30 protein-coding genes and 1 pseudogene are annotated in these 26505 nt (G+C 50.8%); 30 read left to right on the top strand and 1 reads right to left on the bottom strand.

Features of this window, described 5'->3' with window-relative positions:
• The first annotated feature begins 44 nt into the window (after positions 1 to 44).
• The 9 genes from DWZ44_RS04050 to DWZ44_RS04005 all read left to right on the top strand — a co-directional run bounded on the left by DWZ44_RS04050 (position 45) and on the right by DWZ44_RS04005 (position 8611).
• Entirely contained in the window at positions 45 to 914 is an 870-nt protein-coding gene (locus DWZ44_RS04050) for a DUF6017 domain-containing protein (protein WP_110104043.1), read from the top strand.
• A gap of 34 nt (positions 915 to 948) precedes the next feature.
• Positions 949 to 1695: a BRO family protein gene (locus DWZ44_RS04045; protein WP_117499049.1), complete on the top strand. Its 747-nt coding sequence runs from the start codon at positions 949 to 951 to the stop codon at positions 1693 to 1695.
• 22 nt (positions 1696 to 1717) lie between these two features.
• Positions 1718 to 2029 (top strand): DUF5720 family protein, encoded by a 312-nt coding sequence (locus DWZ44_RS04040; RefSeq protein WP_025487374.1) that lies wholly within the window; start codon positions 1718 to 1720, stop codon positions 2027 to 2029.
• A 12-nt stretch (positions 2030 to 2041) separates the two neighbouring features.
• Entirely contained in the window at positions 2042 to 2461 is a 420-nt protein-coding gene (locus DWZ44_RS04035; RefSeq protein ID WP_055658165.1) for a DUF4313 domain-containing protein, read from the top strand.
• A gap of 84 nt (positions 2462 to 2545) precedes the next feature.
• Positions 2546 to 3046, top strand: a complete 501-nt coding sequence (locus tag DWZ44_RS04030; protein ID WP_117499047.1) for a PcfB family protein — start codon at positions 2546 to 2548, stop codon at positions 3044 to 3046.
• Entirely contained in the window at positions 3043 to 4872 is a 1830-nt protein-coding gene (locus tag DWZ44_RS04025) for a VirD4-like conjugal transfer protein, CD1115 family (protein ID WP_117804255.1), read from the top strand. Before DWZ44_RS04030 ends, DWZ44_RS04025 begins: the two co-directional genes overlap by 4 nt.
• A 219-nt stretch (positions 4873 to 5091) precedes the next feature.
• The gene (locus DWZ44_RS04020) at positions 5092 to 5232 is read left to right on the top strand and encodes a Maff2 family mobile element protein (protein WP_007037419.1); all 141 of its coding nucleotides are present in this window, start codon (positions 5092 to 5094) and stop codon (positions 5230 to 5232) included.
• Between the two features lie 641 nt (positions 5233 to 5873).
• The gene (gene tet(W), locus DWZ44_RS04010; protein ID WP_002586627.1) at positions 5874 to 7793 is read left to right on the top strand and encodes a tetracycline resistance ribosomal protection protein Tet(W); all 1920 of its coding nucleotides are present in this window, start codon (positions 5874 to 5876) and stop codon (positions 7791 to 7793) included.
• A 50-nt stretch (positions 7794 to 7843) separates the two neighbouring features.
• A complete protein-coding gene (locus DWZ44_RS04005; RefSeq protein ID WP_002586626.1) occupies positions 7844 to 8611 on the top strand; it encodes a class I SAM-dependent methyltransferase in 768 nt (255 codons plus the stop codon).
• Here the strand turns inward: DWZ44_RS04005 and DWZ44_RS19450 are convergent.
• Positions 8580 to 9116, bottom strand: a complete 537-nt coding sequence (locus DWZ44_RS19450; protein ID WP_431833130.1) for a hypothetical protein — start codon at positions 9114 to 9116, stop codon at positions 8580 to 8582. The two genes, DWZ44_RS04005 and DWZ44_RS19450, sit on opposite strands and share 32 nt — an antisense overlap.
• An 82-nt stretch (positions 9117 to 9198) precedes the next feature.
• Here DWZ44_RS19450 and DWZ44_RS03990 point away from each other — a divergent pair, with 82 nt between their 5' ends.
• The 21 genes and pseudogenes from DWZ44_RS03990 (at position 9199) to DWZ44_RS03880 (ending at position 26505) form a co-directional block, all read left to right on the top strand.
• Positions 9199 to 9396, top strand: a complete 198-nt coding sequence (locus DWZ44_RS03990) for a helix-turn-helix domain-containing protein (protein WP_001909500.1) — start codon at positions 9199 to 9201, stop codon at positions 9394 to 9396.
• A gap of 131 nt (positions 9397 to 9527) precedes the next feature.
• Positions 9528 to 9719: a hypothetical protein gene (locus DWZ44_RS18615; protein WP_000841357.1), complete on the top strand. Its 192-nt coding sequence runs from the start codon at positions 9528 to 9530 to the stop codon at positions 9717 to 9719.
• 573 nt (positions 9720 to 10292) lie between these two features.
• Positions 10293 to 10691 (top strand): plasmid mobilization protein, encoded by a 399-nt coding sequence (locus DWZ44_RS03975; RefSeq protein WP_002602094.1) that lies wholly within the window; start codon positions 10293 to 10295, stop codon positions 10689 to 10691.
• On the top strand, positions 10663 to 12285 hold the full coding sequence (locus tag DWZ44_RS03970) for a relaxase/mobilization nuclease domain-containing protein (RefSeq protein ID WP_002602093.1): 1623 nt from the start codon (positions 10663 to 10665) through the stop codon (positions 12283 to 12285). The genes DWZ44_RS03975 and DWZ44_RS03970 overlap by 29 nt, the downstream gene beginning before the upstream one ends.
• Positions 12286 to 12471: 186 nt before the next feature.
• Positions 12472 to 12663 (top strand): hypothetical protein, encoded by a 192-nt coding sequence (locus DWZ44_RS03960; protein ID WP_006058351.1) that lies wholly within the window; start codon positions 12472 to 12474, stop codon positions 12661 to 12663.
• A complete protein-coding gene (locus DWZ44_RS03955) occupies positions 12653 to 13411 on the top strand; it encodes a phage replisome organizer N-terminal domain-containing protein (RefSeq protein ID WP_117804254.1) in 759 nt (252 codons plus the stop codon). Before DWZ44_RS03960 ends, DWZ44_RS03955 begins: the two co-directional genes overlap by 11 nt.
• A complete protein-coding gene (locus DWZ44_RS03950) occupies positions 13408 to 14265 on the top strand; it encodes an ATP-binding protein (RefSeq protein WP_002605635.1) in 858 nt (285 codons plus the stop codon). Before DWZ44_RS03955 ends, DWZ44_RS03950 begins: the two co-directional genes overlap by 4 nt.
• A complete protein-coding gene (locus tag DWZ44_RS03945; protein WP_002605634.1) occupies positions 14262 to 14444 on the top strand; it encodes a transposon-encoded TnpW family protein in 183 nt (60 codons plus the stop codon). Before DWZ44_RS03950 ends, DWZ44_RS03945 begins: the two co-directional genes overlap by 4 nt.
• A gap of 100 nt (positions 14445 to 14544) precedes the next feature.
• Positions 14545 to 16155 carry a recombinase family protein gene (locus DWZ44_RS03940; RefSeq protein ID WP_002605633.1) on the top strand — a complete coding sequence of 537 codons (1611 nt, stop codon included), beginning with the start codon at positions 14545 to 14547 and terminating at the stop codon, positions 16153 to 16155.
• Positions 16156 to 16242: 87 nt separating this feature from the next.
• Positions 16243 to 16341 (top strand): annotated as a pseudogene (locus tag DWZ44_RS19080) (Maff2 family mobile element protein); the annotation flags it as partial.
• 69 nt (positions 16342 to 16410) lie between these two features.
• Positions 16411 to 17280, top strand: coding sequence for a VirB6/TrbL-like conjugal transfer protein, CD1112 family (locus DWZ44_RS03930; RefSeq protein WP_004797480.1), 870 nt, complete (start codon positions 16411 to 16413; stop codon positions 17278 to 17280).
• Positions 17281 to 17300: 20 nt separating this feature from the next.
• A complete protein-coding gene (locus tag DWZ44_RS03925) occupies positions 17301 to 17753 on the top strand; it encodes a PrgI family protein (protein ID WP_117453430.1) in 453 nt (150 codons plus the stop codon).
• On the top strand, positions 17713 to 20115 hold the full coding sequence (locus tag DWZ44_RS03920) for a VirB4-like conjugal transfer ATPase, CD1110 family (protein WP_117804253.1): 2403 nt from the start codon (positions 17713 to 17715) through the stop codon (positions 20113 to 20115). Before DWZ44_RS03925 ends, DWZ44_RS03920 begins: the two co-directional genes overlap by 41 nt.
• On the top strand, positions 20115 to 20495 hold the full coding sequence (locus DWZ44_RS03915) for a DUF3851 domain-containing protein (RefSeq protein WP_431833779.1): 381 nt from the start codon (positions 20115 to 20117) through the stop codon (positions 20493 to 20495). Before DWZ44_RS03920 ends, DWZ44_RS03915 begins: the two co-directional genes overlap by 1 nt.
• Positions 20488 to 22224 carry a C40 family peptidase gene (locus tag DWZ44_RS03910; RefSeq protein ID WP_117804251.1) on the top strand — a complete coding sequence of 579 codons (1737 nt, stop codon included), beginning with the start codon at positions 20488 to 20490 and terminating at the stop codon, positions 22222 to 22224. The genes DWZ44_RS03915 and DWZ44_RS03910 overlap by 8 nt, the downstream gene beginning before the upstream one ends.
• A gap of 28 nt (positions 22225 to 22252) precedes the next feature.
• Positions 22253 to 22510 (top strand): DUF4315 family protein, encoded by a 258-nt coding sequence (locus DWZ44_RS03905; protein WP_002576231.1) that lies wholly within the window; start codon positions 22253 to 22255, stop codon positions 22508 to 22510.
• On the top strand, positions 22500 to 23264 hold the full coding sequence (locus DWZ44_RS03900; RefSeq protein ID WP_117804250.1) for a DUF4366 domain-containing protein: 765 nt from the start codon (positions 22500 to 22502) through the stop codon (positions 23262 to 23264). Before DWZ44_RS03905 ends, DWZ44_RS03900 begins: the two co-directional genes overlap by 11 nt.
• Positions 23261 to 23455, top strand: a complete 195-nt coding sequence (locus tag DWZ44_RS03895; RefSeq protein WP_004797798.1) for a hypothetical protein — start codon at positions 23261 to 23263, stop codon at positions 23453 to 23455. Before DWZ44_RS03900 ends, DWZ44_RS03895 begins: the two co-directional genes overlap by 4 nt.
• The gene (locus DWZ44_RS03890) at positions 23452 to 24135 is read left to right on the top strand and encodes a hypothetical protein (RefSeq protein WP_004797797.1); all 684 of its coding nucleotides are present in this window, start codon (positions 23452 to 23454) and stop codon (positions 24133 to 24135) included. The genes DWZ44_RS03895 and DWZ44_RS03890 overlap by 4 nt, the downstream gene beginning before the upstream one ends.
• A complete protein-coding gene (locus tag DWZ44_RS03885) occupies positions 24122 to 26230 on the top strand; it encodes a type IA DNA topoisomerase (RefSeq protein ID WP_117804249.1) in 2109 nt (702 codons plus the stop codon). Before DWZ44_RS03890 ends, DWZ44_RS03885 begins: the two co-directional genes overlap by 14 nt.
• Entirely contained in the window at positions 26227 to 26505 is a 279-nt protein-coding gene (locus tag DWZ44_RS03880; RefSeq protein WP_117500159.1) for an immunoglobulin, read from the top strand. The genes DWZ44_RS03885 and DWZ44_RS03880 overlap by 4 nt, the downstream gene beginning before the upstream one ends.

Below are 26505 nucleotides of genomic sequence, written 5' to 3'. Positions count from 1 at the left end.
GATTGCGGTTTTTTTGTACCCAAAATTCGGAAGGAGTGAGGTCGATGGCCGTTTTTCGCATTGAACGGACCCGTGATTATACCGTGATGAGCAATCATCATTTACGAAATGCAAATCTGTCGTTAAAAGCCAAGGGGCTGCTTTCCATGATGCTGTCTTTGCCAGAGGACTGGAATTACACTACCCGTGGCCTTGCAAAGATCTGTAAGGAAGGCGTGGATGCCATCGGTGCTGCCCTGCGTGAACTGGAAGGAGCCGGATATATCGTGCGCCATCAGAGACGCGATAAAAGTGGGCGGATTACAGATACCGAGTATGTCATCTATGAACAGCCCCAGCCAGATATGTCCCAGCCGGATACGGCTTCACCAGATACGGAAAACCCGGATATGGTAAGACCGGATATGGAAAAGCCCGCAGAATTAAATATAGAGAAATCAAATACAGAAAAATCAATTACTTATGGATCAAGTACCGATTCCATTCCCTTCCGGGAAACAGCGGCGGCAAGACCGCCGGAACGGAAAGGAAGGGATGCGATGTCTGTCACAGAGATAGAAAATTATCGGGAGTTGATTTTGGAGAATATCGAGTATGACTGCTTGAAGCAGCGTTATCCTCTCTACCTGGATGACCTAAATGAGATCGTAGAGCTGTTGGTCGAAACGGTCTGTGCCAAACGAAAGACCACCCGGATCTCTGGGGCAGACTTCCCTCACGAGATCGTGCGTTCCCGTTTTTTGAAACTGGACAGCTCCCACATCGAGTTTGTCATGGACTGTCTGCAAAAGAATACCACCCAGGTACGCAACATGAAGCAGTACCTGCTTGCAGTGCTGTTCAATGCGCCTACCACCATGAACAATCACTTCACTTCATTGGTCAACCACGATATGCACGCAGGCGGCTGGTAAAGGCCGCCTTTTATCATGCAAAAGGAGGCACGACATGAACCAGATGGAAATTTTCAAAAACCCGGAGTTTGGCAGTATCCGGGTCATCGAAGAAAACGGCAAATACCTGTTCTGCGGAACGGATGTGGCCGCTGCGCTGGGGTACAGCAATCCCCGCGATGCAATTATCCGCCATTGTAGGTATGTCGTGAAACGCGACGCACCTCACCCACAAAGCCCCGACCGCAAAATCAGTATGACTTTTATCCCCGAAGGAGATTTGTACCGCCTGATCGTTCACAGCAAATTGCCATCGGCAGAGCGGTTTGAACAGTGGGTATTCGATGAGGTCCTGCCTACTATTCGTAAGCACGGGGCCTATCTCACAAAAGAGAAGCTGTGGGAGGTTGCCACTTCCCCGGAGGCTCTGATGAAGCTCTGCTCAGACTTGTTGGCTGAGCGTGAAGCGAATATTTCTCTGCGTAAGGAAAATGCACAGCTGGAGGGCAAAGCCGCTTTCTATGACCTGTTCATCGACTTAAAGCACAGCACCAATCTCAGGACTACCGCCAAAGAGTTGGATGTCCCGGAGCGCCGGTTTGTTCGGTTTCTGATAGAACGGCGGTTTGTGTACCGCACGGCATCCGGCAATGTGCTGCCTTATGCCAATGTGAAAAATGCAGGGCTGTTTTGCGTCAAAGACTACTGCAACCACGGTCATACCGGTTCCTACACGCTGGTCACGCCCCAGGGCAAGCTCTATTTTGCTCAGCTGCGGGAGATGATCTTGCTGGTCTCATAAGAACGGAAAGGAAGTGGGTTTTATGCAGGAAGGTAAAACAATCGGGCAGCTGATGGAGGAAATGCGCCAGAAAGCCGGGGCGCAGAACTATCACGGTCATGACTACATGGATCTCCAGCGATTTGCGGAGAACACCCGGCACATGATTATTTTTGATGTACTGACGCATGACTCCCCGGTTGGCTGGAAAGGAGAACGCACCCGCCTGTTTTTGTCAGATATAGGCTATGAAAAAGCTCTGGACAGTCAGGCAAATGGGCAGATCAAGATTCTCAGCCATGCAAAGGTCAGAAATGGAGATTTGTTTTATGACCACAAAGAACAGATACGATAGGAGGAATCCGATATGAATGAGGAAAAGAAAGTACCCTTTAAGTGGGAATATGGGGAAGAAACCATATCGCTGCAACTTGGAATGTATGCGAATAATCAGCGGCTTTATATCGGCATGATTACCCATACAGAAGATGGAGCAGAGGCGTTTGCAGATATGACGGTGAACCTACCAGGATATTCCCTGGACCCCGGAGAGGCGTTTATTTCCGGTGACATCAGCAAGGATTTGCTGCGATTCATCAAAGAGAACAAATTGGGGAAGGTGCTTCCCTATCAGGTTCAGTCCGGTTATGGAAAATATTCTGCTGTTGCCTTTGATCTGGAGAAGCTGAAGGCATTTGACCCCAAAGGTGTGGCAGAGTTCCGGAAAGAGTGGAATCTGCCGGATAAGAAGCCGGTAAAGAAAAAGAGCCGCGGGATGGAGCGATGAAAAAATACCTCCTCCGGCGGCTGGTGGTTCCGCCTTAGCAAAAAAAGAGATTCCCTGCAAACTTCGTGGAAAGGAGGCGAGAAAATGCAGGAAGAAGTGGAAAACAGAACTTTGACGCTGGTTGTCAGTGGAACAAAGTTTACCGGCAGAATGTTTAAGGCTGCCATAAGCAAGTACATGGCACATCGAAAGGAAAAGAAGCTGGAAAAACAGAGAAGCCGTGATGCGCCGGTTGTTCCGCATGGAAAACAGACTGTGAAGCAGCTTGTCGGGCAGAATCAGGGAATATCCAACATTGAGATCACAGACCCCTCTATCAAGGAGTTTGAGAAAATCGCCCGGAAATATGGTGTGGATTATGCGGTGAAAAAGGACCGCAGCAGTTCTCCGCCAAAGTACCTAATTTTTTTCAAAGGCCGTGATGCAGATGCTTTGACAGCAGCTTTTACAGAGTACACCAACAAAAAGGTCAAAAAGGCAACGAAAACAGAGCGCCCGTCCGTACTGGCAAAACTTAACCGGTTCAAAGAGATGGTTAAAAATGCTGTGGTGGATCGCACCAAGCGAAAGGAGCTGGAACGATGAAAAAGACATTGGACATCAAAAAGCTCATTTTGCTGAATATGCCGTATATCCTGATGGGACTGTTTGCTACCAATTTTGGAGAGGCATGGCGAATGGCACAAGGGGCGGATGCTTCAGAAAAGTTTCTTTCGCTGATTGCGGTTCTGCCTGGGGCGCTGCAAAGTTTCTGGCCAAGCCTGCATCCATTGGACTTGTTGGTAGGACTGTGTTGTGGAGGCAGTCTGAGGCTGGCGGTGTATCTTAAAAGCAAGAACGCCAAGAAATATCGACATGGTTTGGAATATGGTTCGGCCCGCTGGGGAACCCGTGAGGATATTGCACCTTACGTTGATCCTGTATTTCAGAACAATGTGATTCTGACGAAAACGGAGAGCCTGACCATGAACAGTCGCCCCAAGGACCCCAAGACTGCCAGAAACAAAAATGTACTGGTGATTGGCGGCTCCGGTTCCGGTAAGACCCGATTCTGGCTGAAACCAAACCTGATGCAGATGCACAGCTCCTATGTTGTGACGGACCCGAAAGGAACAATTCTGGTGGAGTGCGGAAAAATGCTCCAAAGGGGTGCGCCCAAGCTGGGGAAGGACGGAAAGCCCATGAAGGATAAGCACGGCAAGGTCATTTATGAGCCGTACCGAATCAAGGTCCTAAATACCATCAACTTCAAGAAGTCCATGCACTATAACCCCTTTGCATACATCCACTCGGAAAAGGATATTTTGAAGCTGGTGACAACGCTGATCGCCAATACCAAAGGCGAAGGCAAGGCCGGAGACGATTTCTGGGTAAAAGCAGAAACCTTGTTGTACTGCGCGCTTATTGGCTATATCCATTATGAGGCTCCGGTGGAGGAGCAGAACTTCTCTACCCTCATTGAGTTCATCAACGCCATGGAAGTCCGTGAGGATGACGAGGAGTTCAAAAACCCCGTAGACCTGATGTTTGATGCACTGGAAGCCGAGAAGCCAAATCACTTTGCGGTGCGCCAGTATAAGAAATATAAGCTGGCCGCCGGCAAAACAGCCAAGTCGATTTTGATTTCCTGCGGCGCTCGCCTTGCCGTGTTCGACATTGCAGAGTTGCGTGAGGTCACGGCTTATGATGAGCTGGAGCTGGATACTCTGGGAGACAGGAAAACTGCTCTGTTCCTCATTATGAGTGATACGGATGACAGCTTTAACTTCCTGATCTCCATGTGTTATACCCAGCTTTTCAATCTGCTCTGCGAAAAAGCCGACGATGTGTATGGCGGCAGGCTTCCGGTTCATGTGCGCTGTTTGATTGATGAGTGTGCTAACATCGGGCAGATTCCGAAACTGGAAAAGCTGGTGGCCACCATCCGAAGCCGTGAAATCTCTGCCTGTCTGGTGTTGCAGGCACAGAGTCAGCTCAAGGCGATCTATAAGGATAACGCAGATACCATCATCGGTAACATGGATACATCCATCTTCCTGGGCGGTAAAGAGCCGACTACCCTCAAAGAGCTGGCTGCCGTGCTGGGCAAGGAAACCATCGACACCTACAATACCGGAGAGAGCCGTGGGAGGGAAACCTCCCATTCACTCAACTATCAAAAATTGGGGAAAGAGCTGATGAGCCAGGATGAGCTTGCTGTTATGGATGGAGGCAAGTGTATCCTCCAGCTGCGCGGTGTGCGTCCTTTCCTTTCGGATAAGTACGACATCACCAAGCACCCCAATTTCAAGTACACTGCCGACGCGGATGATAAGAACGCTTTTGACATTGAAGCATTCTTGTCTGCAAGGCTGAAACTCAAGCCCAATGAGGTCTGCGATGTATATGAAGTAGACACAAAGGGCGCTTAATTTCGTTCCGCTTTAGAAGGGAGTGATCTTATCTATTCGCCGCACCTGCCCTCTATGGGCCATTGGCGTACAAAGCGGACAATCGCGAGAAAAAATAATGAAAAAGGAGGACAGCCGGAATCATGCCCCCGGAAACCGGGCGGCAGATTGTTCCGGCTTTTGTATGCCTATGAAACATGACAAACATATTTTTTAATCAGATTCCGGCTAACAAACTATATGGCATTTTTTGAACAGGCAATCACCGTTCTTCAGACCCTCGTTATCGCGCTCGGTGCCGGTCTCGGTATCTGGGGCGTTATCAACCTGCTGGAAGGTTACGGCAACGACAACCCCGGCGCCAATGCTCATGTACGGTAAAGAAGCAAGCAACCGAAAACAATAGATAGACCGCCAGCACTACACTATTCCGAACCAAAGACCAAAAGATAAGCATTGTGGGAAAATCTAAACTTTTGGATTTTCCTACAATGCCAACTACGGCGGAATCCCTCCCACTCCTTATATCTTTCTGTATACATTGAATTTGTATTTAGTAAAATGCAGACAACACCACGGATCGGCTTTTGGTTGGACAATTCCAACCAAACACCACAGCAGACAGCAGAAAACATTCTGAACGCTAGGAAGCCGGTATGATTGTTACATATAAGGGGAAGAAAAATTTCTTTTAGGTACTTGCTTTCCTAAAACTGATGTGATATAATAGCTTCATTCCAGAAAAGGAGTAAAAAATATGCGGCAAGGTATTCTTAAATAAAACTATAATCAAATAGTGGGAACAAAGGATTATGATATCTCCTTTTGTAGGGGCTTAGTTTTTTGTACCCAATTTAAGAATACTTTTGCCTTATCAATTTTGACATATCCCCAAAAACAGCAATCACAAACAGGTGTATGCTGTATATGTGTATGTCCGCAACTTATAATCCCCAGTGGTAAAAGTATTTTACTGCTGGGGATTTTTATGCCCTTTGGGGCTGTAAAGGGAGGACAATCACATGAAAATAATCAATATTGGAATTCTTGCCCATGTAGACGCTGGAAAGACGACCTTGACGGAGAGCCTGCTATATGCCAGCGGAGCCATTTCAGAACCGGGGAGCGTCGAAAAAGGGACAACGAGGACGGACACCATGTTTTTGGAGCGGCAGCGTGGGATTACCATTCAAGCGGCAGTCACTTCCTTCCAGTGGCACAGATGTAAAGTTAACATTGTGGATACGCCCGGCCACATGGATTTTTTGGCGGAGGTGTACCGCTCTTTGGCTGTTTTAGATGGGGCCATCTTGGTGATCTCCGCTAAAGATGGCGTGCAGGCCCAGACCCGTATTCTGTTCCATGCCCTGCGGAAAATGAACATTCCCACCGTTATCTTTATCAACAAGATCGACCAGGCTGGCGTTGATTTGCAGAGCGTGGTTCAGTCTGTTCGGGATAAGCTCTCCGCCGATATTATCATCAAGCAGACGGTGTCGCTGTCCCCGGAAATAGTCCTGGAGGAAAATACCGACATAGAAGCATGGGATGCGGTCATCGAAAATAACGATGAATTATTGGAAAAGTATATCGCAGGAGAACCAATCAGCCGGGAAAAACTTGCGCGGGAGGAACAGCAGCGGGTTCAAGACGCCTCCCTGTTCCCAGTCTATCATGGCAGCGCCAAAAATGGCCTTGGCATTCAACCGTTGATGGATGCGGTGACAGGGCTGTTCCAACCGATTGGGGAACAGGGGGGCGCCGCCCTATGCGGCAGCGTTTTCAAGGTTGAGTACACCGATTGCGGCCAGCGGCGTGTCTATCTACGGTTATACAGCGGAACGCTGCGCCTGCGGGATACGGTGGCCCTGGCCGGGAGAGAAAAGCTGAAAATCACAGAGATGCGTATTCCATCCAAAGGGGAAATTGTTCGGACAGACACCGCTTATCAGGGTGAAATTGTTATCCTTCCCAGCGACAGCGTGAGGTTAAACGATGTATTAGGGGACCAAACCCGGCTCCCTCGTAAAAGGTGGCGCGAGGACCCCCTCCCCATGCTGCGGACGACGATTGCGCCGAAAACGGCAGCGCAAAGAGAACGGCTGCTGGACGCTCTTACGCAACTTGCGGATACTGACCCGCTTTTGCGTTGCGAAGTGGATTCCATCACCCATGAGATCATTCTTTCTTTTTTGGGCCGGGTGCAGTTGGAGGTTGTTTCCGCTTTGCTGTCGGAAAAATACAAGCTTGAAACAGTGGTAAAGGAACCCTCCGTCATTTATATGGAGCGGCCGCTCAAAGCAGCCAGCCACACCATCCATATCGAGGTGCCGCCCAACCCGTTTTGGGCATCCATAGGACTGTCTGTTACACCACTCTCGCTTGGCTCCGGTGTACAATACGAGAGCCGGGTTTCGCTGGGATACTTGAACCAGAGTTTTCAAAACGCTGTCAGGGATGGTATCCGTTACGGGCTGGAGCAGGGCTTGTTCGGCTGGAACGTAACGGACTGTAAGATTTGCTTTGAATACGGGCTTTATTACAGTCCGGTCAGCACGCCGGCGGACTTCCGCTCATTGGCCCCGATTGTATTGGAACAGGCATTGAAGGAATCGGGGACGCAGCTGCTGGAACCTTATCTCTCCTTCATCCTCTATGCGCCCCAGGAATACCTTTCCAGGGCTTATCATGATGCACCGAAATACTGTGCCACCATCGAAACGGCCCAGGTAAAAAAGGATGAAGTTGTCTTTACTGGCGAGATTCCCGCCCGCTGTATACAGGCATACCGTACTGATCTGGCCTTTTACACCAACGGGCGGAGCGTATGCCTTACAGAGCTGAAAGGATATCAGGCCGCTGTCGGTCAGCCGGTCATCCAGCCCCGCCGTCCAAACAGCCGCCTGGACAAGGTGCGCCATATGTTTCAGAAGGTAATGTAAAGATACATAATCGTCAAGACGGCAACAATCAGAAGTTATGGAGGGTAACAATGGAATATAGTAAGGAAGATTTAATGGAAGCAAAAAAGCAAATTTGGGGAGTGGGAGAGAACATGGGAACAGAGGAAAGTAAAAAAATCTGGGAGGAGAACGCACAATTTTGGGATAATGCAATGGGTGACGAATCTAATGAATTTCACAGAGAGGTAGTGCGTCCCAAAGTAACGGAACTTCTATCTCCTAATCCTGCGGATTACATTTTGGATATTGCGTGTGGCAATGGAAATTATTCTTCGTATCTTGCACAAAGAGGCGCTTCGGTTGTCGCTTTTGATTACAGCAAAAAAATGATAGAATTGGCTAAAAGACGGCAATCACAATATGCAAAACAAATTGAATTTTGTGTGGCGGATGCGACCGATAGAAAAAGTATATTAGAATTAAAAAGAAATCGAGCCTTTACGAAAGCAGTTTCTAATATGGCAATTATGGATATTACGGATATTGAACCACTTCTTATGGCTGTTTATGAACTGTTGCAGGAAAGCGGAATTTTTGTCTTTGCAACGCAACACCCTTGTTTTGTCACGTTGACTGAAAAATATATGACACCGCACAGTTACTATGATATAGCGATTGAAGGGCAACCGAAAGAGCAGATTTATTATCATCGTTCCATACAAGATATTTTTAACCTTTGTTTTAGAGCTGGATTTGTCATTGATGGATTTTATGAAGAATGTTTTAAAACCAACAAAGAAATTCCTATGGTAATGATAGTAAGGCTTAAGAAGGTAAAACGTGATAGCTTAAAATAAATTCAAGTTTGTCGGGTAAATAGCAAACCCAGCCGAGCCAGTCAACGGTCAAGATGAACGGCGCATATGCGCAGCCGTTGACAGCCCCGCCCGCCTTTGCTGGTAGGCAATCAAGGGGCGACAGCAAGAAGTGCCACCGCCCCGCACTATTATTCAGAGAGGGGGAATTTCCATGACCGAAGATGAAGCCTACAAGGTGCATATCCAGTACACATTCAATGCCTTTTGCAAGGTAGTCATTCGTCACGCAGCCATAGATAAAATCTTGAAGCTGCGCCGGAGGTGGGAACGGGAAGTTTCCCTTGATTATCTGATGAGTGAAAAGTTTGTCCAGCTTGCCGAGCCGGAGTAGCTTGAAGAATATCTTTTTACCGCCTGCGGCCAGACCGCCGTTCTGTATCATGCGGAGCTTGCCGCCGCCCTTGCCCTTTTGCCGGAGCAGACGCAGGAAGAAATTTTTCGTTACTATTTCCTGCGCCAGCCGCAGCGAGTGATCGGCGTACATATTGGCCGGACACGCAGCACAGCGGGGCGGCATATCCGGCTTGCCTTGCAGCGGTTAAGGCGGCTCATGGAGGGAAATGACTATGAGTAAACTTCTCCCCTATGAAACAATCGTCAAAGCCCATGAGGGCGACCCGGACGCAATCGACACCATTCTTTCCCACTATGCCGGATATATCCGCTACTGTTCCAAAGTACACGGGAAAGTCAACGCCGAAGTTGAGGAACATATAAAGCAACAGCTCATTGCCGCCCTGTTCAAATTTCGCTTTGACCGATAAACAAAGAACAAACACTGGCTGTCATTAGCGGTTTCACTCCAGCCAGTTTACAATTCATCTATTCCTAAAGGAAGCAGGTCATAGTATAATAGAACCAACGACAAATATACTTTTAGGGGAGATATAGCAATATGAAAAGTAATAAATACTTAACTATTGGCTTATTAACAGGATTTATTGTCGGTGGTTGCATAGGTGTGTTGGCATGGGCGTTTTTGCAAAATCTTTTTGCTATTTCTATTTGTGCAGGTATCGGAATGTTGATTGGAATTGTTATAGGTACATTGATTGATTATGAAAAAAATAATCATCAAGAGAAATAGAAAAAATGCACAATGCCTTAAAGGGAAAACAGGAATTTATTGTGCTATCCATCATCGGGCCAACCTGACCTGAACTTTCAAAACTGAATATCCACCGCCCATCGGCGGCCAGCGAAAGCAGTAAGTCTGAAAAAGATTTGCTGCTTTTTTCTTTATCCGTTTGGCAAAATCGCAAAGTCATCCGTAGTAGGTAGGTGAAGCCGGAAACAAAAAATTTTCTGCGGCGGTAGCCAAATCTGCATTTTCTGTATTTCTAAGGCAAAGGAAAATTTGAGAAAATTCCCGGCAAGCGGGTAGCTGGCGGCCTTTGAAATGTATCTTTAGCGGAAAGAAAGAACTGCGGGTAAAAATCGCCCCACGCCGTAAGATTTTTGCAGAAATCCGGCCAAAACAGGCGGCAGCTATACGAGTAGTAAGTGCAAGGGGAAATCTACGGCTTACTTAGAGCAAGATTCTACCGAGGTGCCAAAATTCGCTCTCCGCTTATTTTTGCCCCTGCGGGAATCTTGTTGGGGAGTGCCTTCCCCAAACCCTGCTATGCGCCCTGTCGGGCGAGAAAGGAGGTCACAGACCATGCGAAAGAAATACAATACGCCCCACCGCCGTCATGTGGTAAAGACCCGCATGACCGATGAAGAATACGCCGACTTCACCGGGCGGCTGGCGGCTTATGAAATCAGCCAGTCCGAGTTTATCCGGCAAGCCATACGGAAAGCGACCATACGCCCCATTGTCACCGTTTCCCCGGTCAATGACGGGCTGCTTGCCGCCCTCTCCAAGCTCACGGCAGAGTACGGGAAAATCGGCGGCAACTTAAACCAGATTGCCCGGAGCCTGAACGAATACGGAAGCCCCTACCGGGGGCTGGAAAAGGAAGTGCGGGGAGCCGCCGCCGACCTTGCCGCCTTGAAGTTTGAAGTCTTGCAGAAAGTAGGTGAAGCCGTTGGCGATACTCAAACATATCAGCTCTAAAAATGCCAACTACGGGGACGCTGAAAAATACCTCACATTCGAGCATGACGAGTTTACCATGAAGCCCACCCTTGACGCAGACGGGCGGCTCATACCGAGGGTAGACTACCGCATATCCTCTCTGAATTGTGGCGGGGAGGATTTTGCCGTTGCCTGTATGCGCTCCAATCTCCGCTACGGCAAGAACCAGAAACGGGAGGACGTAAAGAGCCACCACTACATCATCAGCTTTGACCCACGGGACGGCCCGGACAACGGCTTGACCGTTGATCGGGCGCAGGAGCTGGGCGAGAAGTTCTGCGCCGAGCATTTCCCCGGACACCAGGCCCTTGTCTGCACCCACCCGGACGGACACAGCCACACCGAAAATATCCATGTGCATATCGTCATTAACAGTCTGCGGATTGCGGAGGTTCCCATGCTGCCCCACATGGACAGGCCAGCGGACAGGAAAGCAGGCTGCAAGCACCGCTGTACGGACGCAGCTATGAACTATCTGAAAGCCGAAGTCATGGAGATGTGCCACAGCGAGGGGCTTTACCAGATAGACCTTTTGAACGGCAGCAAAGAACGCATTACCGAGCGTGAGTATTGGGCGCAGAAGAAAGGACAGGCTGCCCTTGACAGAGCCAACGCCCCTATTGCTGCGGACGGTATCGCGCCCCGGCAGACCAAGTTTGAAACGGATAAGGCGAAGCTGCGCCGGACTATCCGGGAAGCCCTTGCCGCTGCTTCCGGCTTTGATGAGTTTGCCGCCCTGCTTCTCCGGCATGGTGTGACCGTCAAGGAGAGCCGGGGGCGGCTAAGTTACCTCACGCCGGACAGGACGAAGCCAATTACCGCCCGGAAGCTGGGGGACGATTTTGACCGGGCTGCTGTCCTCTCCGTTTTGGAGCAGAACGCCGCCAGAGCCGCCGAAAAACCCGCAGCCATAGCGGAATACCCCGGCAGTATCAAAGACCGCTTACGGACGAAAAAAGAAGCGAAAAACGCCCCGAACAATGACGCTGTACAGCGCATGGTAGACATAGCCGCCAAGCGAGCCGAGGGGAAAGGACGGGGCTATGAGAAGTGGGCGACCATGCACAACCTCAAACAGATGTCGGCTACCCTCATGCTCTACCAGCAGTATGGCTTTTCTTCCCCGGACGAGCTGGACGCTGCCATTTCCGCAGCCAACACCGCCACGCAGGAGAGCCTTGCCGGACTGAAAGGGCTGGAAGCCGCTATCCGGGAGAAAAAGGAATTGCAGCGCAACCTTTTGGGCTATATCGGCACGAAGCCCGCCCGTGACGGTCTGAAAGCGCAGAAATCGGAGAAAGCCCGGAGAGCCTACCGGGAACAGCACGAAAGCGATTTTATCATAGCGGACACAGCCGCCCGTTATTTCCGGGAGCATGGAATAACCAAGCTGCCAGCCAGCAAAGCCCTGCAAAGGGAGATTGAGCAGCTTACCGTCCAGAAGAACGCCGGATATAACGACTACCGGGAGAAACGCCAGCGGGCGCAGGAGCTTCAGACAGTCAGACGCAATATCGACCAGATTTTAAGGGGCGCACCGAGCCAGCAGAAAAAGCGTGAACAGGAGCGTTAAAGACCGCCCCGAAATGATACCGAAACCCTACAAAAATACAGGTATGATATGAACCCTTACCGCAATACTCCCCGACTTCCAAACGGGGCTTACAGGGCAGAAAAAGCCCGAAAATGATACCGAGAACATACAGAAAATGCCCCCTATCCCGCTACACCGATAGGAACGGCAGAAAGGAGCTTACCATTGCCGAGAATGAGCAAGAAGCGGCGGCTGGAATGGTCTTTCTTCCTCAACCACCGCAACCGTATCACTTACAACGACCTATGCCGGGGCTGCACCCGTGACTGCAAACAGAGCTTCCGGGCGGTTATCATACTATGCCCTCGCTATTATTCCAAACGCTGGAAAAAGGAGGACGCAGCCTATGGCAGATAACCGCAAATATTACTACCTCAAGCTGAAAGAGAGCTATTTTGACGATGATGCAATCGTTCTGCTGGAAAGTATGCAGGACGGCGTTATCTATTCCAACATTCTCTTGAAGCTGTACTTGAAATCGCTGAAAAACGGCGGGAAATTGCAGCTTGACGAGAATATCCCCTACACCGCCCAGATGATTGCGACCATTACCCGCCAGCAGGTAGGTACCGTAGAGAGAGCTTTGAAAATCTTTATGAAGCTGGGGCTTGTGGAGCCTTTGCCAAGCGGCGCACTCTACATGAGCAACATTGAGCTTTTAATCGGCCAGTCCTCTACCGAGGGGGAGCGCAAGCGCAGGGCGCGGCTGGCTTTGCAGGAACAAAAAGCCCTGCCGCAGACAGGGGCGGACAAATGTCCAACATATCGAGCGGACATTTGTCCACCAGAGATAGAGATAGAGAAAGAGATAGATATAGAAATAGAAAAAGAGAGAGAGTTAGAAACGGGACACCCCGCCCCCGCCGCCTATGGCAGATACCACAATGTCATTCTTTCCGATACGGAGCTTGACGGGCTGAAAACAGAGCTTCCCGGCAAGTGGGAGTATTACATTGACCGCCTATCCTGCCATATCGCTTCCAGCGGGAGGAAATACAAGAGCCATGCAGCCACGATTTTCAAGTGGGCGCAGGAGGACGCAGCCAAGAAAGCCCCGAAAAAGGGCATACCCGATTATACCTGTAAGGAGGGCGAGAGCTTATGACGAATGGATTTGATGAAATGATTTTGAATATGACCGACACCACGCCGGAGCCGGAGGACTACACCGGCGAGGACGGGCTTTTATACTGCGGGAAGTGCCACAAGCCCAAAGAGGGCTATTTCCCCAAAGAAACCGCCGCATGGCTGGGGCGTGACCGCCACCCGGCAGAATGTGACTGCCAGCGGGCAGAGCGTGAGGAACGGGAAGCCGCAGAGAAACAGCGCAGTCACCTTGAAACTGTCGAGCGGTTGAAGCGGCGGGGCTTTACAGACCCGGCTATGCAGGGCTGGACGTTTGAGAACGACAACGGCAAGTGCCCGCAAATGGAACACGCCCATTTCTATGTGGAGAACTGGGAAACCATGAAAGAGCGCAACATTGGCTATCTGCTATGGGGCGGCGTTGGCACAGGCAAGAGCTATTTTGCGGGCTGTATCGCAAATGCCCTTATGGAGCGTGAAATCCCCGTGTGCATGACAAACTTTGCATTGATATTGGGTGACCTTGCCGCCAGCTTTGAGGGCAGGAATGAATATATCTCCCGACTTTGCAGCTTCCCGCTGCTTATCCTTGACGATTTTGGAATGGAACGGGGAACGGAATACGGCTTAGAGCAGGTCTACAACGTGATTGACAGCCGTTACCGCAGCGGCAGGCCGCTGATCGTCACGACTAATCTCACGCTGGAGGACTTGCAGCACCCGGAGGACACCGCCCACGCCCGCATTTATGACCGTCTGATTGAAATGTGTTCTCCTGTCCGCTTTACCGGGAGCAACTTCCGAAAAGCCACGGCGCAGGAGAAAATGGGACAACTGAAAAAGCTGATGAACAGAAAGGAGAGCCGCCTATGACCAACACCCCAAAGAATGACCGCAGCACCCGCCGCCCGGATTGCGTGACGGAAATCCGCATAGGTAATTCTGTCCTTGTCGTTTCCGGCTATTTCAAGCAGGACACCACCGCCACCGCCGCCGATAAAATGCTGAAAGTGCTGGAAGCGGAAGCTGCTACACAAAAATCGGCAATTTGACGGGACGTAAAGAAGCAGAAAGGACTGTACAGCCAGCCCCGGCGTGTGGTATGATAGTCATACGGAATAGTGGGGCTGGCTGTCGGAAATGGAGGACACTATGTTAAGACAGACCACCCGAAACCTTATTACCGCCCTTTATCCGAGATTATCCCACGAGGACGAGCTGCAAGGTGAGAGCAATTCTATTTCAAACCAGAAGCGTATTCTTGAAACCTATGCGAAGCAGAACGGCTTTTCCAATCTGCAATGGTACACAGATGACGGTTATTCTGGGGCGAACTTCCAAAGACCCGGTTTTCAAGCCATGCTTGCGGACATTGAAGCCGGAAAAGTCGGCACCGTTATCGTCAAGGATATGTCACGGTTAGGGCGAAACTATCTGCAAGTGGGAATGTATACGGAAATGATTTTCCCACAGAAAGGCGTCCGCTTTATCGCTATCAATGACGGAGTGGACAGCGCACAGGGCGACAATGATTTTGCCCCTCTGCGGAACATTTTTAACGAATGGCTGGTGAGAGATACGAGCAAGAAAATCAAAGCAGTAAAACGGTCTAAGGGTATGAGCGGGAAGCCCGTCACGAGCAAACCCGTATACGGCTACTTTATGGACGAGGACGAAAATTTTATCATTGACGGGGAAGCCGCCCCTGTTGTGCGGCAGATTTACAGCTTGTGCCTTGCCGGGAACGGGCCGACCAAGATAGCCCGTATGCTCACAGAGCAGGAGATCCCCACGCCGGGAACGCTGGAATACCGTCGGACGGGAAGCACCCGCCGCTACCACCCCGGCTATGAGTGCAAGTGGGCGACCAATACCGTGGTACATATCCTTGAAAACAGGGAGTACACGGGCTGTCTGGTAAACTTCAAGACGGAGAAGCCGTCCTACAAGACCAAGCACAGCGTAGAGAACCCCATTGAGAAACAGGCGATTTTCGAGAACCACCATGAGCCTATCATTGACACCCAGATGTGGGAGCGTGTGCAGGAGTTACGCAAGCAGCGCAAACGCCCGAACCGCTATGATGAAGTGGGCTTATTCTCCGGCATACTCTTTTGTGCCGACTGCGGCAGCGTCCTTTACCAGCAGCGTTACCAGAACGCCACCCGCAAGCAGGATTGTTATATCTGCGGGAGCTACAAGAAGCGTACCCGTGACTGTACGGCGCACTTTATCCGCACCGACCTGTTGACCGCCGGAGTGACCGACAATCTGCGGAAAGTCACCAGCTATGCAGCGAAGCACGAAGCCCGGTTTATGAAGCTGCTGATCGAGCAGAACGAGGACGGGGGCAAGCGCAGGAACGCCGCAAGGAAAAAGGAGCTGGAAGCCGCCGAGAAGCGTATCAGCGAGTTATCCGCTATCTTCAAGCGGCTGTATGAGGACAGCGTGACCGGGCGCATTTCAGACGAGCGTTTCACGGAGCTGTCGGCAGACTATGAAGCCGAGCAGAAAGAACTGAAAGAGAGAGCCGCCGCTATCCGGGCAGAGCTTTCCAAAGCGCAGGAAGCCACGGTAAACGCAGAAAAGTTTATGAATGTTGTCCGCAAGTACACCAGCTTTGAAGAACTTACCCCTACCCTTTTGCGTGAGTTTGTGGAGAAAATCGTTGTGCATGAGTGCAGCTATGACGAGAACGGCACACGCAGACAGGACATTGATATTTATTACTCTTTCGTTGGCAAGGTAGACCTGCCCGAATGACCGCCCGACCTATCCGGCGCAATGCGCAAACGCCGGATAGGAACGGCAAAATTTTTTACACTTCTACTACTTCTTTATCACACATCAGCAAAGAGCCAGGGCATGAAGCAGCTCATGGCCGGTGCTGGTGTAGCCGTGGTAGGCATGGTCCTTGTACCTCTGCTCTCCGGGCTTTTCTCTGTCTAAGCGTCTCCGTATGAAATCCTTGCCGCTCCCGCAGTTTTGCGGGGGCGGCGGAAAGGAGGTTGACACCGTATGGATTTCTTACTTGAAGCCCTGACAAATTGGCTGAAAGAAATGCTGGTGGGCGGCATTATGAGCAACCTTTCGGGGATGTTTGACAGTGTAAACCAGCAGGTCGCGGATATATCCGTACAGGTAGGCCAGACCCCACAGGGATGGAATGGCAGTATTTTCAGCATGATTGAGAATCTGTCCAACTCCATCATGGTGCCGATTGCAGGCGTGATCCTGGCTATCGTGATGACCGTAGACCTGATCCAGATGATTGCAGACAAGAACAACCTGCATGATGTGGATACCTGGATGATTTTCAAGTGGGTGTTCAAATCAGCTGCTGCCATCCTCATTGTCACAAACACATGGAATATCGTGATGGGCGTCTTTGATATGGCGCAGAGCGTGGTGGCGCAGGCGGCAGGGATTATCAATTCGGATGCGTCCATTGACATTTCCTCAGTTATGACCGATCTGGAACCGAGGCTGATGGAAATGGATCTGGGACCGCTGTTCGGACTGTGGTTCCAATCCCTCTTTATTGGCATTACCATGTGGGCGTTGTATATCTGTATCTTTATCGTTATTTATGGCCGTATGATCGAGATTTACCTTGTGACTTCGGTGGCTCCCGTTCCAATGGCTGCAATGATGGGTAAAGAATGGGGCGGTATGGGACAGAATTACCTCCGATCCCTGCTGGCGCTGGGCTTTCAGGCGTTTCTCATTATCGTCTGCGTGGCAATTTATGCTGTGCTGGTGCAGAACATCGCTCTGGAAGATGACATCATCATGGCGATCTGGAGCTGCGTGGGCTACACCGTACTGCTGTGCTTTACACTATTCAAAACCGGCAGCCTCGCAAAATCAGTCTTTCAGGCGCATTAAAACGGAAGGAGGTTCCCACATTGGCTTATGTACCCGTACCCAAGGACTTAACAAAAGTCAAAACAAAGGTCATGTTCAATCTGACCAAGCGGCAGCTTATCTGCTTCACGGGCGGAGCGCTTATTGGCGTACCGCTTTTCTTTTTGCTCAGAAAACCTACCGGAAACAGTGTAGCGGCTATGTGTATGATGCTGGTTATGCTGCCCTTCTTTATGCTGGCTATGTACGAAAAGCATGGACAGCCCCTTGAAAAGATCGTGGGCAACATTCTCAAAGTAGCTGTGATCCGTCCCAAGCAGCGTCCCTACCAGACCAATAACTTTTATGCCGTATTAAAGCGGCAGGAAATGCTCGATAAGGAGGTGTATGACATTGTTCACCGCAATAAAAAAATGGCTGCATCGGATGTTCGGGAAAACCGAGGAAAAAACTGTGCAGCCGGTAAAGACAAAGAAAAAGCTGTCCCGCGCTGATAAGAAGCAGATCGAAGCGGCCATTGCCCGCGCTAACCGCACGGACAAAAAAGGAAAATCTGCGCAGGACAGTATCCCTTATGAACGGATGTGGACGGACGGGATCTGCCGCATATCGGACAGCCACTACACAAAGACCATTCAGTTTCAGGACATCAACTATCAGCTCTCCCAAAACGAAGATAAGACGGCAATTTTTGAGGGTTGGTGTGATTTCCTCAATTATTTTGACAGCTCGATTCATTTCCAGCTGTCTTTTTTGAACCTTGCGGCATCGGAGGAGACCTTTGCTAACTCCATTTCCATCCCGCCCCAGAGGGATGCCTTTGACAGTATCCGCGAGGAATATACCACAATGCTGCAAAATCAGCTGGCCAGAGGTAACAACGGCCTCATCAAGACCAAATACCTGACCTTTGGTATCGACGCAGACAGCATCAAAGCCGCCAAGCCCCGTCTGGAGCGTATTGAGACCGATATACTTAATAACTTCAAGCGTCTTGGTGTAGCTGCCAGAACGCTGGACGGTAAAGAAAGGCTTTCTCAGCTTCATGCGGTATTCCACATGGATGAACAACTCCCGTTTCAGTTTGAATGGGATTGGTTGGCTCCTTCCGGTCTGTCCACAAAGGATTTTATTGCACCAAGCTCCTTTGAGTTCCGCACCGGCAAGCAGTTCCGTATGGGCAAGAAATACGGGGCTGTTTCTTTTTTGCAAATTCTCGCACCGGAGCTGAATGACCGTCTGCTGGCTGATTTTCTGGATATGGAAAGCTCGCTCATTGTGAGTATGCACATTCAGTCGGTGGATCAGGTGAAAGCCATCAAAACGGTAAAGCGGAAGATTACCGACCTGGACCGCAGCAAGATTGAGGAACAGAAAAAAGCAGTCCGTGCCGGATACGACATGGACATCATTCCATCTGACCTTGCTACCTACGGCAGTGAAGCGAAAAAACTCTTGCAGGATTTGCAGAGCCGCAACGAGAGAATGTTCCTTTTGACCTTTCTGGTGCTGAACACAGCGGACAATCCCCGTCAACTTGGTAACAACATCTTTCAGGCAGGCTCTATTGCCCAGAAGTATAACTGTCAGCTGACCAGGCTGGACTTCCAGCAGGAAGAAGGGCTGATGAGTTGTCTGCCTCTGGGTCTCAATCAGATTGAGATTCAGCGAGGACTGACCACCAGTTCCACAGCTATCTTTGTGCCCTTTACTACGCAGGAACTGTTCCAGAACGGGAAAGAAGCTCTGTACTACGGCATCAATGCTCTGTCCAACAACCTCATCATGGTGGACAGAAAGCTGCTGAAAAACCCCAACGGCCTGATTCTGGGTACGCCGGGTTCCGGTAAGTCCTTCAGCGCAAAACGAGAAATTGCCAACTGCTTTTTGCTTACCAGTGATGATGTTATTATCTGTGACCCGGAAGCGGAGTACGCACCTCTTGTTGAGCGTCTGCATGGGCAGGTCATCAAGATCTCACCTACTTCAACCAACTATATCAATCCGATGGATCTGAATCTGGACTATTCGGATGATGAAAGCCCGCTGTCACTCAAGTCTGACTTTATCCTCAGCTTGTGTGAGCTGATCGTGGGCGGTAAGGAGGGCTTGCAGCCGGTGCAGAAAACCATTATTGACCGTTGTGTACGGCTGGTTTACAACGAATATCTCAATGACCCAAAGCCGGAGAATATGCCGATTTTGGAGGACCTTTATAACTTGCTGCGGGAGCAGGAAGAAAAAGAAGCTCAATACATTGCAACGGCATTGGAAATCTATGTAACGGGTTCTTTGAATGTGTTCAATCATCAGAGCAATGTGGACATTGATAACCGGATTGTCTGCTATGACATCAAGGAACTGGGCAAGCAGCTCAAGAAAATCGGTATGCTGGTGGTACAGGATCAGGTGTGGAACCGCGTTACCATCAACCGTGCCGCTCACAAGTCTACCCGCTACTACATCGACGAGATGCACCTGCTTTTGAAGGAGGAGCAGACCGCCGCCTATACGGTGGAAATCTGGAAGCGATTCAGAAAATGGGGCGGTATTCCGACAGGTATCACCCAGAATGTCAAAGACCTTTTGAGCAGCCGCGAGGTGGAAAATATCTTTGAAAATTCCGACTTCGTGTATATGCTCAACCAGGCAGGCGGAGACCGTCAGATCCTCGCCAAGCAGCTGGGGATTTCCACACACCAATTATCTTATGTGACCCACTCCGGTGAGGGCGAGGGCCTGCTGTTTTATGGCTCTACAATCCTGCCTTTCGTGGATCACTTCCCGAAGAATACCGAGCTTTACCGCATTATGACCACCAAACCCCAGGAACTGAAAAAGAAGGAGGATGAATGATGATGAACCCCAACATTTTGAATAAAAACCCGCTGATGTTTTTTGACAGGGCGGTAAATGCCCAGCGCAGCCAGTTGCTTACGGTCATGGCCGATGCGGTAAGTGAGTGCCGCACGGCGGCAGATCAGGCAGCCGAACTGAATGAGACCGGTCAGGTGGGGCTTCTCCGTCTGGCAGAGGTCTGGAGCACCATCCGTGCCAAGGAAGGTATGGGCGGCCTGATTCTGGAAGGAACAGAGGCGAAGATCCTTTCCGATGTGGTGGCACAGTTTTATGCCTACCTGTCCGGCTGTATGTTCAACGATCCTGTGGGAATGGCCATTTATGCAGAGCTGCACTACATGATGTCCTCCCTCATGCTGGGAGAATGGTTTGAATAAAGAGCCGCGCCTGCGCTTTACTGATGAGGAACGGTCTGATCCTGCACTGGAAAAGCCGATCCGTAAAGCGGAGAAAGCTGCGGCCAGAGCAGATAAGGCGCAGGCCAATATCCCAAAGAAAAAGGTCAGGCAGACGGTCATTGACCCGGATACCGGAAAAAAGACCTCGAAGCTGACCTTTGAGGACAAGAAAAAGCCACCTTCCAAAGTTTCTCAAGGAGTCAGGGAAGCTCCCGTCCATCTGGTCGCAGGCAAGCTCCACAAAGAGATCCGGGAAACAGAGCAGGACAATGTGGGCGTGGAAAGCGCCCACAAGTCCGAGGAAGCGGTGGAGACCGGCGCTTATCTGGTGCGGGAGGGCTATCGCAGCCACAAGCTGAAGCCGTACCGCAAAGCAGCCCAGGCAGAGCGTCAACTGGAAAAGGCAAATGTAAATGTTCTGTACCAGAAATCTTTGCAGGAAAATCCCCAGTTTGCCAGCAACCCTCTTTCCCGCTGGCAGCAAAAGCAGGCCATCAAAAGGCAGTATGCCGCCGCCAAACACGCCGGTCAGACTGCCGGAAATACCGCCCAGGCTGCATCTAAAACCGGAAAAGCCGCAAGGACGGTAAAAGAAAAGGTACAGCAGGCAGGGGCATTCGTCATGCGCCACAAGAAGGGTTTCCTGATGGCAGGGGTTTTGTTCCTCATTACCTGTATGCTGATGAATACCATGTCCTCCTGCTCCATGATGGCGCAGAGCATCGGTTCCGTTCTCTCCGGCACCACCTATCCGTCGGATGACCCGGAAATGCTGGCGGTGGAGGCAGATTATGCAGCCAGAGAAGTCCAGTTGCAGGAGGAAATCGACAACATTGAAAACAGCCACCCAGGGTATGACGAGTATCGCTATGACCTTGGTATGATCGGCCATGACCCTCATGAGCTGGCAGCATTTCTGTCTGCCGTCTTGCAAGGTTACACCCGGCAGAGCGCTCAGACAGAGCTGGCGCGTGTGTTTGCAGCACAGTATCAGCTGACGCTTACTGAGGAAGTGGAGATTCGCTACCGCACGGAGACCTCCACCGACCCGGAGACCGGCGAGACCACCTCAGAAGAAGTCCCCTATGAGTATTACATTTTGAATGTGAAACTCACCAGCAAGCCCATTTCCGCTGTGGCGTCGGAGTTACTGACCTCGGAGCAGATGGAAATGTATCAGGTTTACCGGCAGACCATGGGCAATAAGCCGCTGTTGTTTGGCGGTGGTTCCCCTGACATGAGCAATTCCGAGGACTTGACCGGTGTACAGTTTGTAAATGGAACCCGTCCCGGAAATCCGCAGTTGGTGGAGCTGGCCAAGCGTCAGGTCGGCAATGTGGGTGGCTATCCTTATTGGAGCTGGTATGGCTTTGACAGCCGCGTGGAGTGGTGCGCCTGCTTTGTATCCTGGTGTTATAACCAGGCTGGAAAAAGTGAGCCGCGCTTTGCAGGCTGTGAGTGGCAGGGCGTTCCGTGGTTCCAGTCTCATGGACAATGGGGTGCAAGAGGCTATAACAATCTGGCTCCCGGAGATGCAATTTTCTTTGATTGGGATTTAGATGGGACAGCGGACCATGTGGGTATAGTGATCGGTACGGATGGCAGCCGTGTTTATACGGTGGAGGGAAATTCCGGCGATGCCTGCAAGATCAAAAGTTATGACCTGAATTATCAAAGTATTAAGGGCTACGGCCTGATGAACTGGTAACAGACTTTGTGGAAAGGAGTGAACGGTTATGGCAAAAAACAAAATTGAACGTATCGACCAGGAAATTGAGAAAACCCGTGAGAAGATTGCGGAATATCAGGAAAAGCTCAAGACCCTGGAAGCACAGAAAACGGAGGCAGAGAATCTGGAAATCGTTCAGATGGTTCGTGCGTTACGCATGACTCCAGCACAGCTGAACGCTATGCTTTCCGGTGGAATGAACCACGGCAGAGATACGGCACTGTCGGAATCAAATAATCAGGAGGCTACCGCTTATGAAGAATAAAAGAATTTGCAAAACACTTTCCGCCATTTGCCTGACAATGGTTGTGGCATTTGGCTTTACGATCCCTGCTTTCGCACAGGGGTCAGAACAGGCTCCGGCGGCACCGGCAGAGGATTCTACCAATGACAGCAATGTGATTGTGGAAGAAACAGAACCGGCACCGGCACTTACACCGGAGGGGAATGCGGCATTGGTGGATGATTTTGGAGGCAATAAGCAGCTTATTACTGTTACGACCAAAGCTGGAAATTACTTTTACATCCTGATTGACAGGGCGAATGAGGACAAGGAGACTGCTGTTCACTTTCTGAATCAGGTGGACGATGCAGACCTTGCGGCGCTGATGGAAGATGGAAAAGCAAAAGAGGAGCCGCCTGCGGTATGCAGCTGCACGACAAAATGTGAAGCAGGGGCAGTCAATACGGCTTGTCCGGTCTGTGCAACTGATAAGAGTAAATGTACGGGCAAAGCACCGGAACCTCCGGCAGAAATATCGGAGCCGGAAAAGGAGAAGCCTGCCGGACTGAATCCGGCTGCGCTGGTCCTTTTACTGGCTCTGCTTGGTGGCGGTGGCGTATTTGCCTATTTGAAGCTCGTTAAGAACAAGCCTAAGACCAAGGGCAATGACAGTCTGGACGATTATGATTATGGCGAGGAAGATTCCGAGGAATGGGAAACCGAAAATGAGGAGTCGGACGAGCCGGACGCTGACGGGGGCAGCACAGAAGAAGATGACGAGGACAGCGTGAAATGACCCGTTTCACAGACAGTCCCTATGAACGCATGATGACACGCAGGCCGGAGGGCGGGAGGGAAACTTCCCGTCCTCCTTCTTTACCCCACAACCACCCCTGCTATGGCTGCGGGAGTTATGGAAGCCCCTGCGTAGGCATCTGCCATCGTGAGATGGAACGCTGGCTCAAAGAAAGGAAACGAAAAAAATGAGTGTTCTGATTATATTTATCAAGCTGATTGCTGTTTTTGACCTGCTGGTGATCGCCGTGTATTTTGGCGGCGACATTCTTTCTACCATGTTAAACAAACTTCGGAGAAAGCCAAAGCAAGATGACCCCTTTGATTTCTCCTTAGATACCGTGACAGTTTCATTGTCCATAGATTCTATCCGTCAGCTTTATTCCGGTGACGCGGCAGAGTTTGTGGAAGAAAAGATCCTGCCAAATGCGGAGAAAACAATGGCCGTTTTGACGGAACAAGAACAGACGGCGACTCGTCTGCTCTTATCTGCTCTGATCGGTTTTCTTGCAGCAGAAGCTCCTATGGATGAACAGAGCTTTCCTTTGATGATGGAACTTCTGAACTGCATGGAAGGGGAAAAAGAAGATGGTTGCCAGGATGCAGTAGATAGTTTACTTGAAGATGCCGCCTGCAATACCCGCCGTCACGAAGAATATTACAGCAATTATCAACGCTACCAGCTGATGCAGGTGGATAAAACCCGTGTCATTTTGGCTTGTCGTATCATCATCAATGACCTGCTGGGGAAACTGTACCGCTATGACTACCGGTTTGGTTATAACCTGCTACTGGATGAGGAAAACAGCATAGAGAAAAAACTGCACACGCCTGTGCGGGAAGAATGGGAGGCTGAAGATGATGAGATATAAACTGGTAATCGCTGAAAAACCATCGGCTGCACAAAGTCTGGCCGCCGTGATCGGCGCGACTGCTCGTAAGGACGGCTATCTGGAGGGGAACGGCTGGCGTGTCAGCTGGTGCGTGGGCCATCTGGCCGGTCTTGCGGATGCAGACAGCTATGACCCCAAGTACGCCAAGTGGCGATATGATGACCTGCCTATTCTGCCGGAGCATTGGCAGATGGTGGTGGGAAAGGATAAGAAAAAGCAGTTTGATATTCTCAAAAAGCTGATGAACGCCCCGGATGTGATGGAAGTGGTAAATGCCTGTGATGCCGGACGCGAGGGTGAGCTGATCTTCCGCAGCGTCTATGAGCTGGCAGGCTGCCAAAAGCCCATGAAACGCCTCTGGATTTCTTCGATGGAGGACTCCGCCATAAGGGAGGGCTTTGCAAACCTGCGCCCCGGTGCGGACTATGACGGACTTAGGGATGCTGCCCTCTGCCGTGCCAAGGCCGACTGGCTGGTGGGGATCAATGCCACAAGGCTTTTTTCCGTGCTGTATCACCGCACACTCAACATCGGGCGCGTGATGTCCCCAACGCTGGCACTCATTGTCCAGCGAGAAGCTGAGATCGACACTTTTAAGCCGGTTCCCTTTTATACCGTGGCGCTGGAGCTGCCCGGTCTTACCGTATCCGGGGAGCGCATGGCGGATAAAGCTGCTGCCGAACAGCTGAAAGAAGCCTGTCAGGGTGCAAATGTCACAATCAAAAAGGTGGAGCGCAAGGAAAAGTCCGAAAAGCCACCTGCCCTTTATGACCTGACTACTCTGCAAAGAGATGCCAACCGCCTGCTTGGATTTACGGCCCAGCAGACCCTAGACTATCTGCAAAGCTTGTATGAAAAGAAGCTCTGCACCTATCCCCGTACTGACAGCCGCTATCTGACCGGTGATATGGCAGACAGCCTGCCGGTGTTGGTGAATCTGGTTGCCAATGCTATGCCGTTTCGCAAAGGGATCGCCATTACCTGTGATCCGCAGACAGTCATCAACGATAAGAAAGTAACCGACCACCACGCAGTAATCCCTACCAGAAATCTCAAGGATGCAGACCTTTCTGCCCTTCCTGCGGGAGAAAAAGCGGTGCTGGAGCTGGTGGCCCTGCGTCTGCTGTGTGCCGTGGCCCAGCCCCATATCTATTCGGAAACCGTTGTGATTGCAGCGTGTGCCGGTAGGGAGTTTACCGCCAAAGGAAAAACGGTGAAGCACCCCGGATGGAAAGCACTGGAGGACGCCTACCGTGCCAAAATGAAGGATGCAGAGCCGAAAAAAGAGGGCGCAGAGAAAGCCCTGCCGGAGCTGACCGAAGGACAGACCCTTTCGGTTGTTGCTGCAATCGTCAAAGAAGGCAAAAGCAGTCCGCCCCTGCACTTTACGGAGGACACTCTGTTGTCCGCGATGGAGACTGCCGGAAAAGAGGATATGCCGGAGGATGCCGAGCGAAAAGGTCTGGGGACACCGGCCACCCGTGCCGGTATTTTGGAAAAGCTGGTATCTGCCGGTTTTCTGGAACGAAAAAAGAGCAGGAAAACGGTGCAGCTTCTCCCTTCCCACGATGCAGTTTCCCTGATCACCGTTCTGCCGGAACAACTGCAATCGCCGCTTCTGACTGCCGAGTGGGAGTACCGACTGGGCGAGATCGAGCGCGGGCAGCTTGCCCCGGAGGAGTTTTTGGACGGGATCAGCACCATGCTGAAAGATCTGGTGGGAACTTATCAGGTCATCAAAGGAACTGAGTACCTGTTCACTCCGCCCCGTGAGGTGGTGGGCAAATGCCCTCGCTGCGGCGGTGAAGTTGCAGAACTGCAAAAAGGCTTCTTCTGTCAGAATGATTCTTGCAAATTTGCAATCTGGAAAAATAACAAATGGTGGGCTGCCAAGAAAAAACAGCCGACCAAGGCTGTGGTGTCTGCACTGCTTAACGATGGCCGTGTCCGTGTGACGGGGCTATATTCGGAGAAAACCGGCAAGACCTACGATGCCACTGTGGTTTTGGAGGACGATGGACAGTACGCCAACTTCAAGCTGGAATTTGATCAGCGGAAAGGAGGCAGCCGATGAAGCTCTCTTTAGTGGAACGGGAAACCATTCTCCTTTATAACCAGGCAGAACCAATGGCTGAGGTCTACACCCACGATCCCCGTCTGATGGAGAAGCTGGAACTGCTGGCAAAAAAGCACCCCGACCAGATCACCCGAAAGGACGCCCATAACTTTACCGTCCCAAAGCGGTGTGTATCAGTCCGGGAGCCATATAGCGTAGAACGCCGCAAAGCCGCCAGTGAGCGTGCGAAAGCTGCCGGATACCAGCCCCCTGTGAGAAAGTCCAGCAGTTAA

The sequence above is a fragment of the Blautia sp. AF32-4BH genome, assembly GCF_003460565.1.
Classification (GTDB): Bacteria; Bacillota; Clostridia; order Lachnospirales; family Lachnospiraceae; genus Fusicatenibacter; species Fusicatenibacter saccharivorans.
This window is presented reverse-complemented; position numbering and strand designations above follow the sequence as displayed.

What these genes read in the sequence shown, in the direction of transcription:
- DWZ44_RS03915 (WP_431833779.1), top strand. Translation starts at nt 20,115, where the DNA reads ATGATGAACCCCAACATTTTGAATAAAAACCCGCTGATGTTTTTTGAC.
- DWZ44_RS04005 (WP_002586626.1), top strand. Translation starts at nt 7,844, where the DNA reads ATGGAATATAGTAAGGAAGATTTAATGGAAGCAAAAAAGCAAATTTGG.
- DWZ44_RS19450 (WP_431833130.1), bottom strand. Translation starts at nt 9,116, where the DNA reads ATGTACGCCGATCACTCGCTGCGGCTGGCGCAGGAAATAGTAACGAAA.
- DWZ44_RS04030 (WP_117499047.1), top strand. Translation starts at nt 2,546, where the DNA reads ATGCAGGAAGAAGTGGAAAACAGAACTTTGACGCTGGTTGTCAGTGGA.
- DWZ44_RS04045 (WP_117499049.1), top strand. Translation starts at nt 949, where the DNA reads ATGAACCAGATGGAAATTTTCAAAAACCCGGAGTTTGGCAGTATCCGG.
- DWZ44_RS03940 (WP_002605633.1), top strand. Translation starts at nt 14,545, where the DNA reads ATGTTAAGACAGACCACCCGAAACCTTATTACCGCCCTTTATCCGAGA.
- DWZ44_RS04025 (WP_117804255.1), top strand. Translation starts at nt 3,043, where the DNA reads ATGAAAAAGACATTGGACATCAAAAAGCTCATTTTGCTGAATATGCCG.
- DWZ44_RS03990 (WP_001909500.1), top strand. Translation starts at nt 9,199, where the DNA reads ATGAGTAAACTTCTCCCCTATGAAACAATCGTCAAAGCCCATGAGGGC.
- DWZ44_RS04050 (WP_110104043.1), top strand. Translation starts at nt 45, where the DNA reads ATGGCCGTTTTTCGCATTGAACGGACCCGTGATTATACCGTGATGAGC.
- DWZ44_RS03880 (WP_117500159.1), top strand. Translation starts at nt 26,227, where the DNA reads ATGAAGCTCTCTTTAGTGGAACGGGAAACCATTCTCCTTTATAACCAG.
- DWZ44_RS04040 (WP_025487374.1), top strand. Translation starts at nt 1,718, where the DNA reads ATGCAGGAAGGTAAAACAATCGGGCAGCTGATGGAGGAAATGCGCCAG.
- DWZ44_RS04020 (WP_007037419.1), top strand. Translation starts at nt 5,092, where the DNA reads ATGGCATTTTTTGAACAGGCAATCACCGTTCTTCAGACCCTCGTTATC.
- DWZ44_RS04035 (WP_055658165.1), top strand. Translation starts at nt 2,042, where the DNA reads ATGAATGAGGAAAAGAAAGTACCCTTTAAGTGGGAATATGGGGAAGAA.
- DWZ44_RS03885 (WP_117804249.1), top strand. Translation starts at nt 24,122, where the DNA reads ATGATGAGATATAAACTGGTAATCGCTGAAAAACCATCGGCTGCACAA.
- DWZ44_RS03905 (WP_002576231.1), top strand. Translation starts at nt 22,253, where the DNA reads ATGGCAAAAAACAAAATTGAACGTATCGACCAGGAAATTGAGAAAACC.
- DWZ44_RS18615 (WP_000841357.1), top strand. Translation starts at nt 9,528, where the DNA reads ATGAAAAGTAATAAATACTTAACTATTGGCTTATTAACAGGATTTATT.
- DWZ44_RS03900 (WP_117804250.1), top strand. Translation starts at nt 22,500, where the DNA reads ATGAAGAATAAAAGAATTTGCAAAACACTTTCCGCCATTTGCCTGACA.
- DWZ44_RS03895 (WP_004797798.1), top strand. Translation starts at nt 23,261, where the DNA reads ATGACCCGTTTCACAGACAGTCCCTATGAACGCATGATGACACGCAGG.
- DWZ44_RS03930 (WP_004797480.1), top strand. Translation starts at nt 16,411, where the DNA reads ATGGATTTCTTACTTGAAGCCCTGACAAATTGGCTGAAAGAAATGCTG.
- DWZ44_RS03955 (WP_117804254.1), top strand. Translation starts at nt 12,653, where the DNA reads ATGGCAGATAACCGCAAATATTACTACCTCAAGCTGAAAGAGAGCTAT.
- DWZ44_RS03975 (WP_002602094.1), top strand. Translation starts at nt 10,293, where the DNA reads ATGCGAAAGAAATACAATACGCCCCACCGCCGTCATGTGGTAAAGACC.
- DWZ44_RS03945 (WP_002605634.1), top strand. Translation starts at nt 14,262, where the DNA reads ATGACCAACACCCCAAAGAATGACCGCAGCACCCGCCGCCCGGATTGC.
- DWZ44_RS03950 (WP_002605635.1), top strand. Translation starts at nt 13,408, where the DNA reads ATGACGAATGGATTTGATGAAATGATTTTGAATATGACCGACACCACG.
- DWZ44_RS03890 (WP_004797797.1), top strand. Translation starts at nt 23,452, where the DNA reads ATGAGTGTTCTGATTATATTTATCAAGCTGATTGCTGTTTTTGACCTG.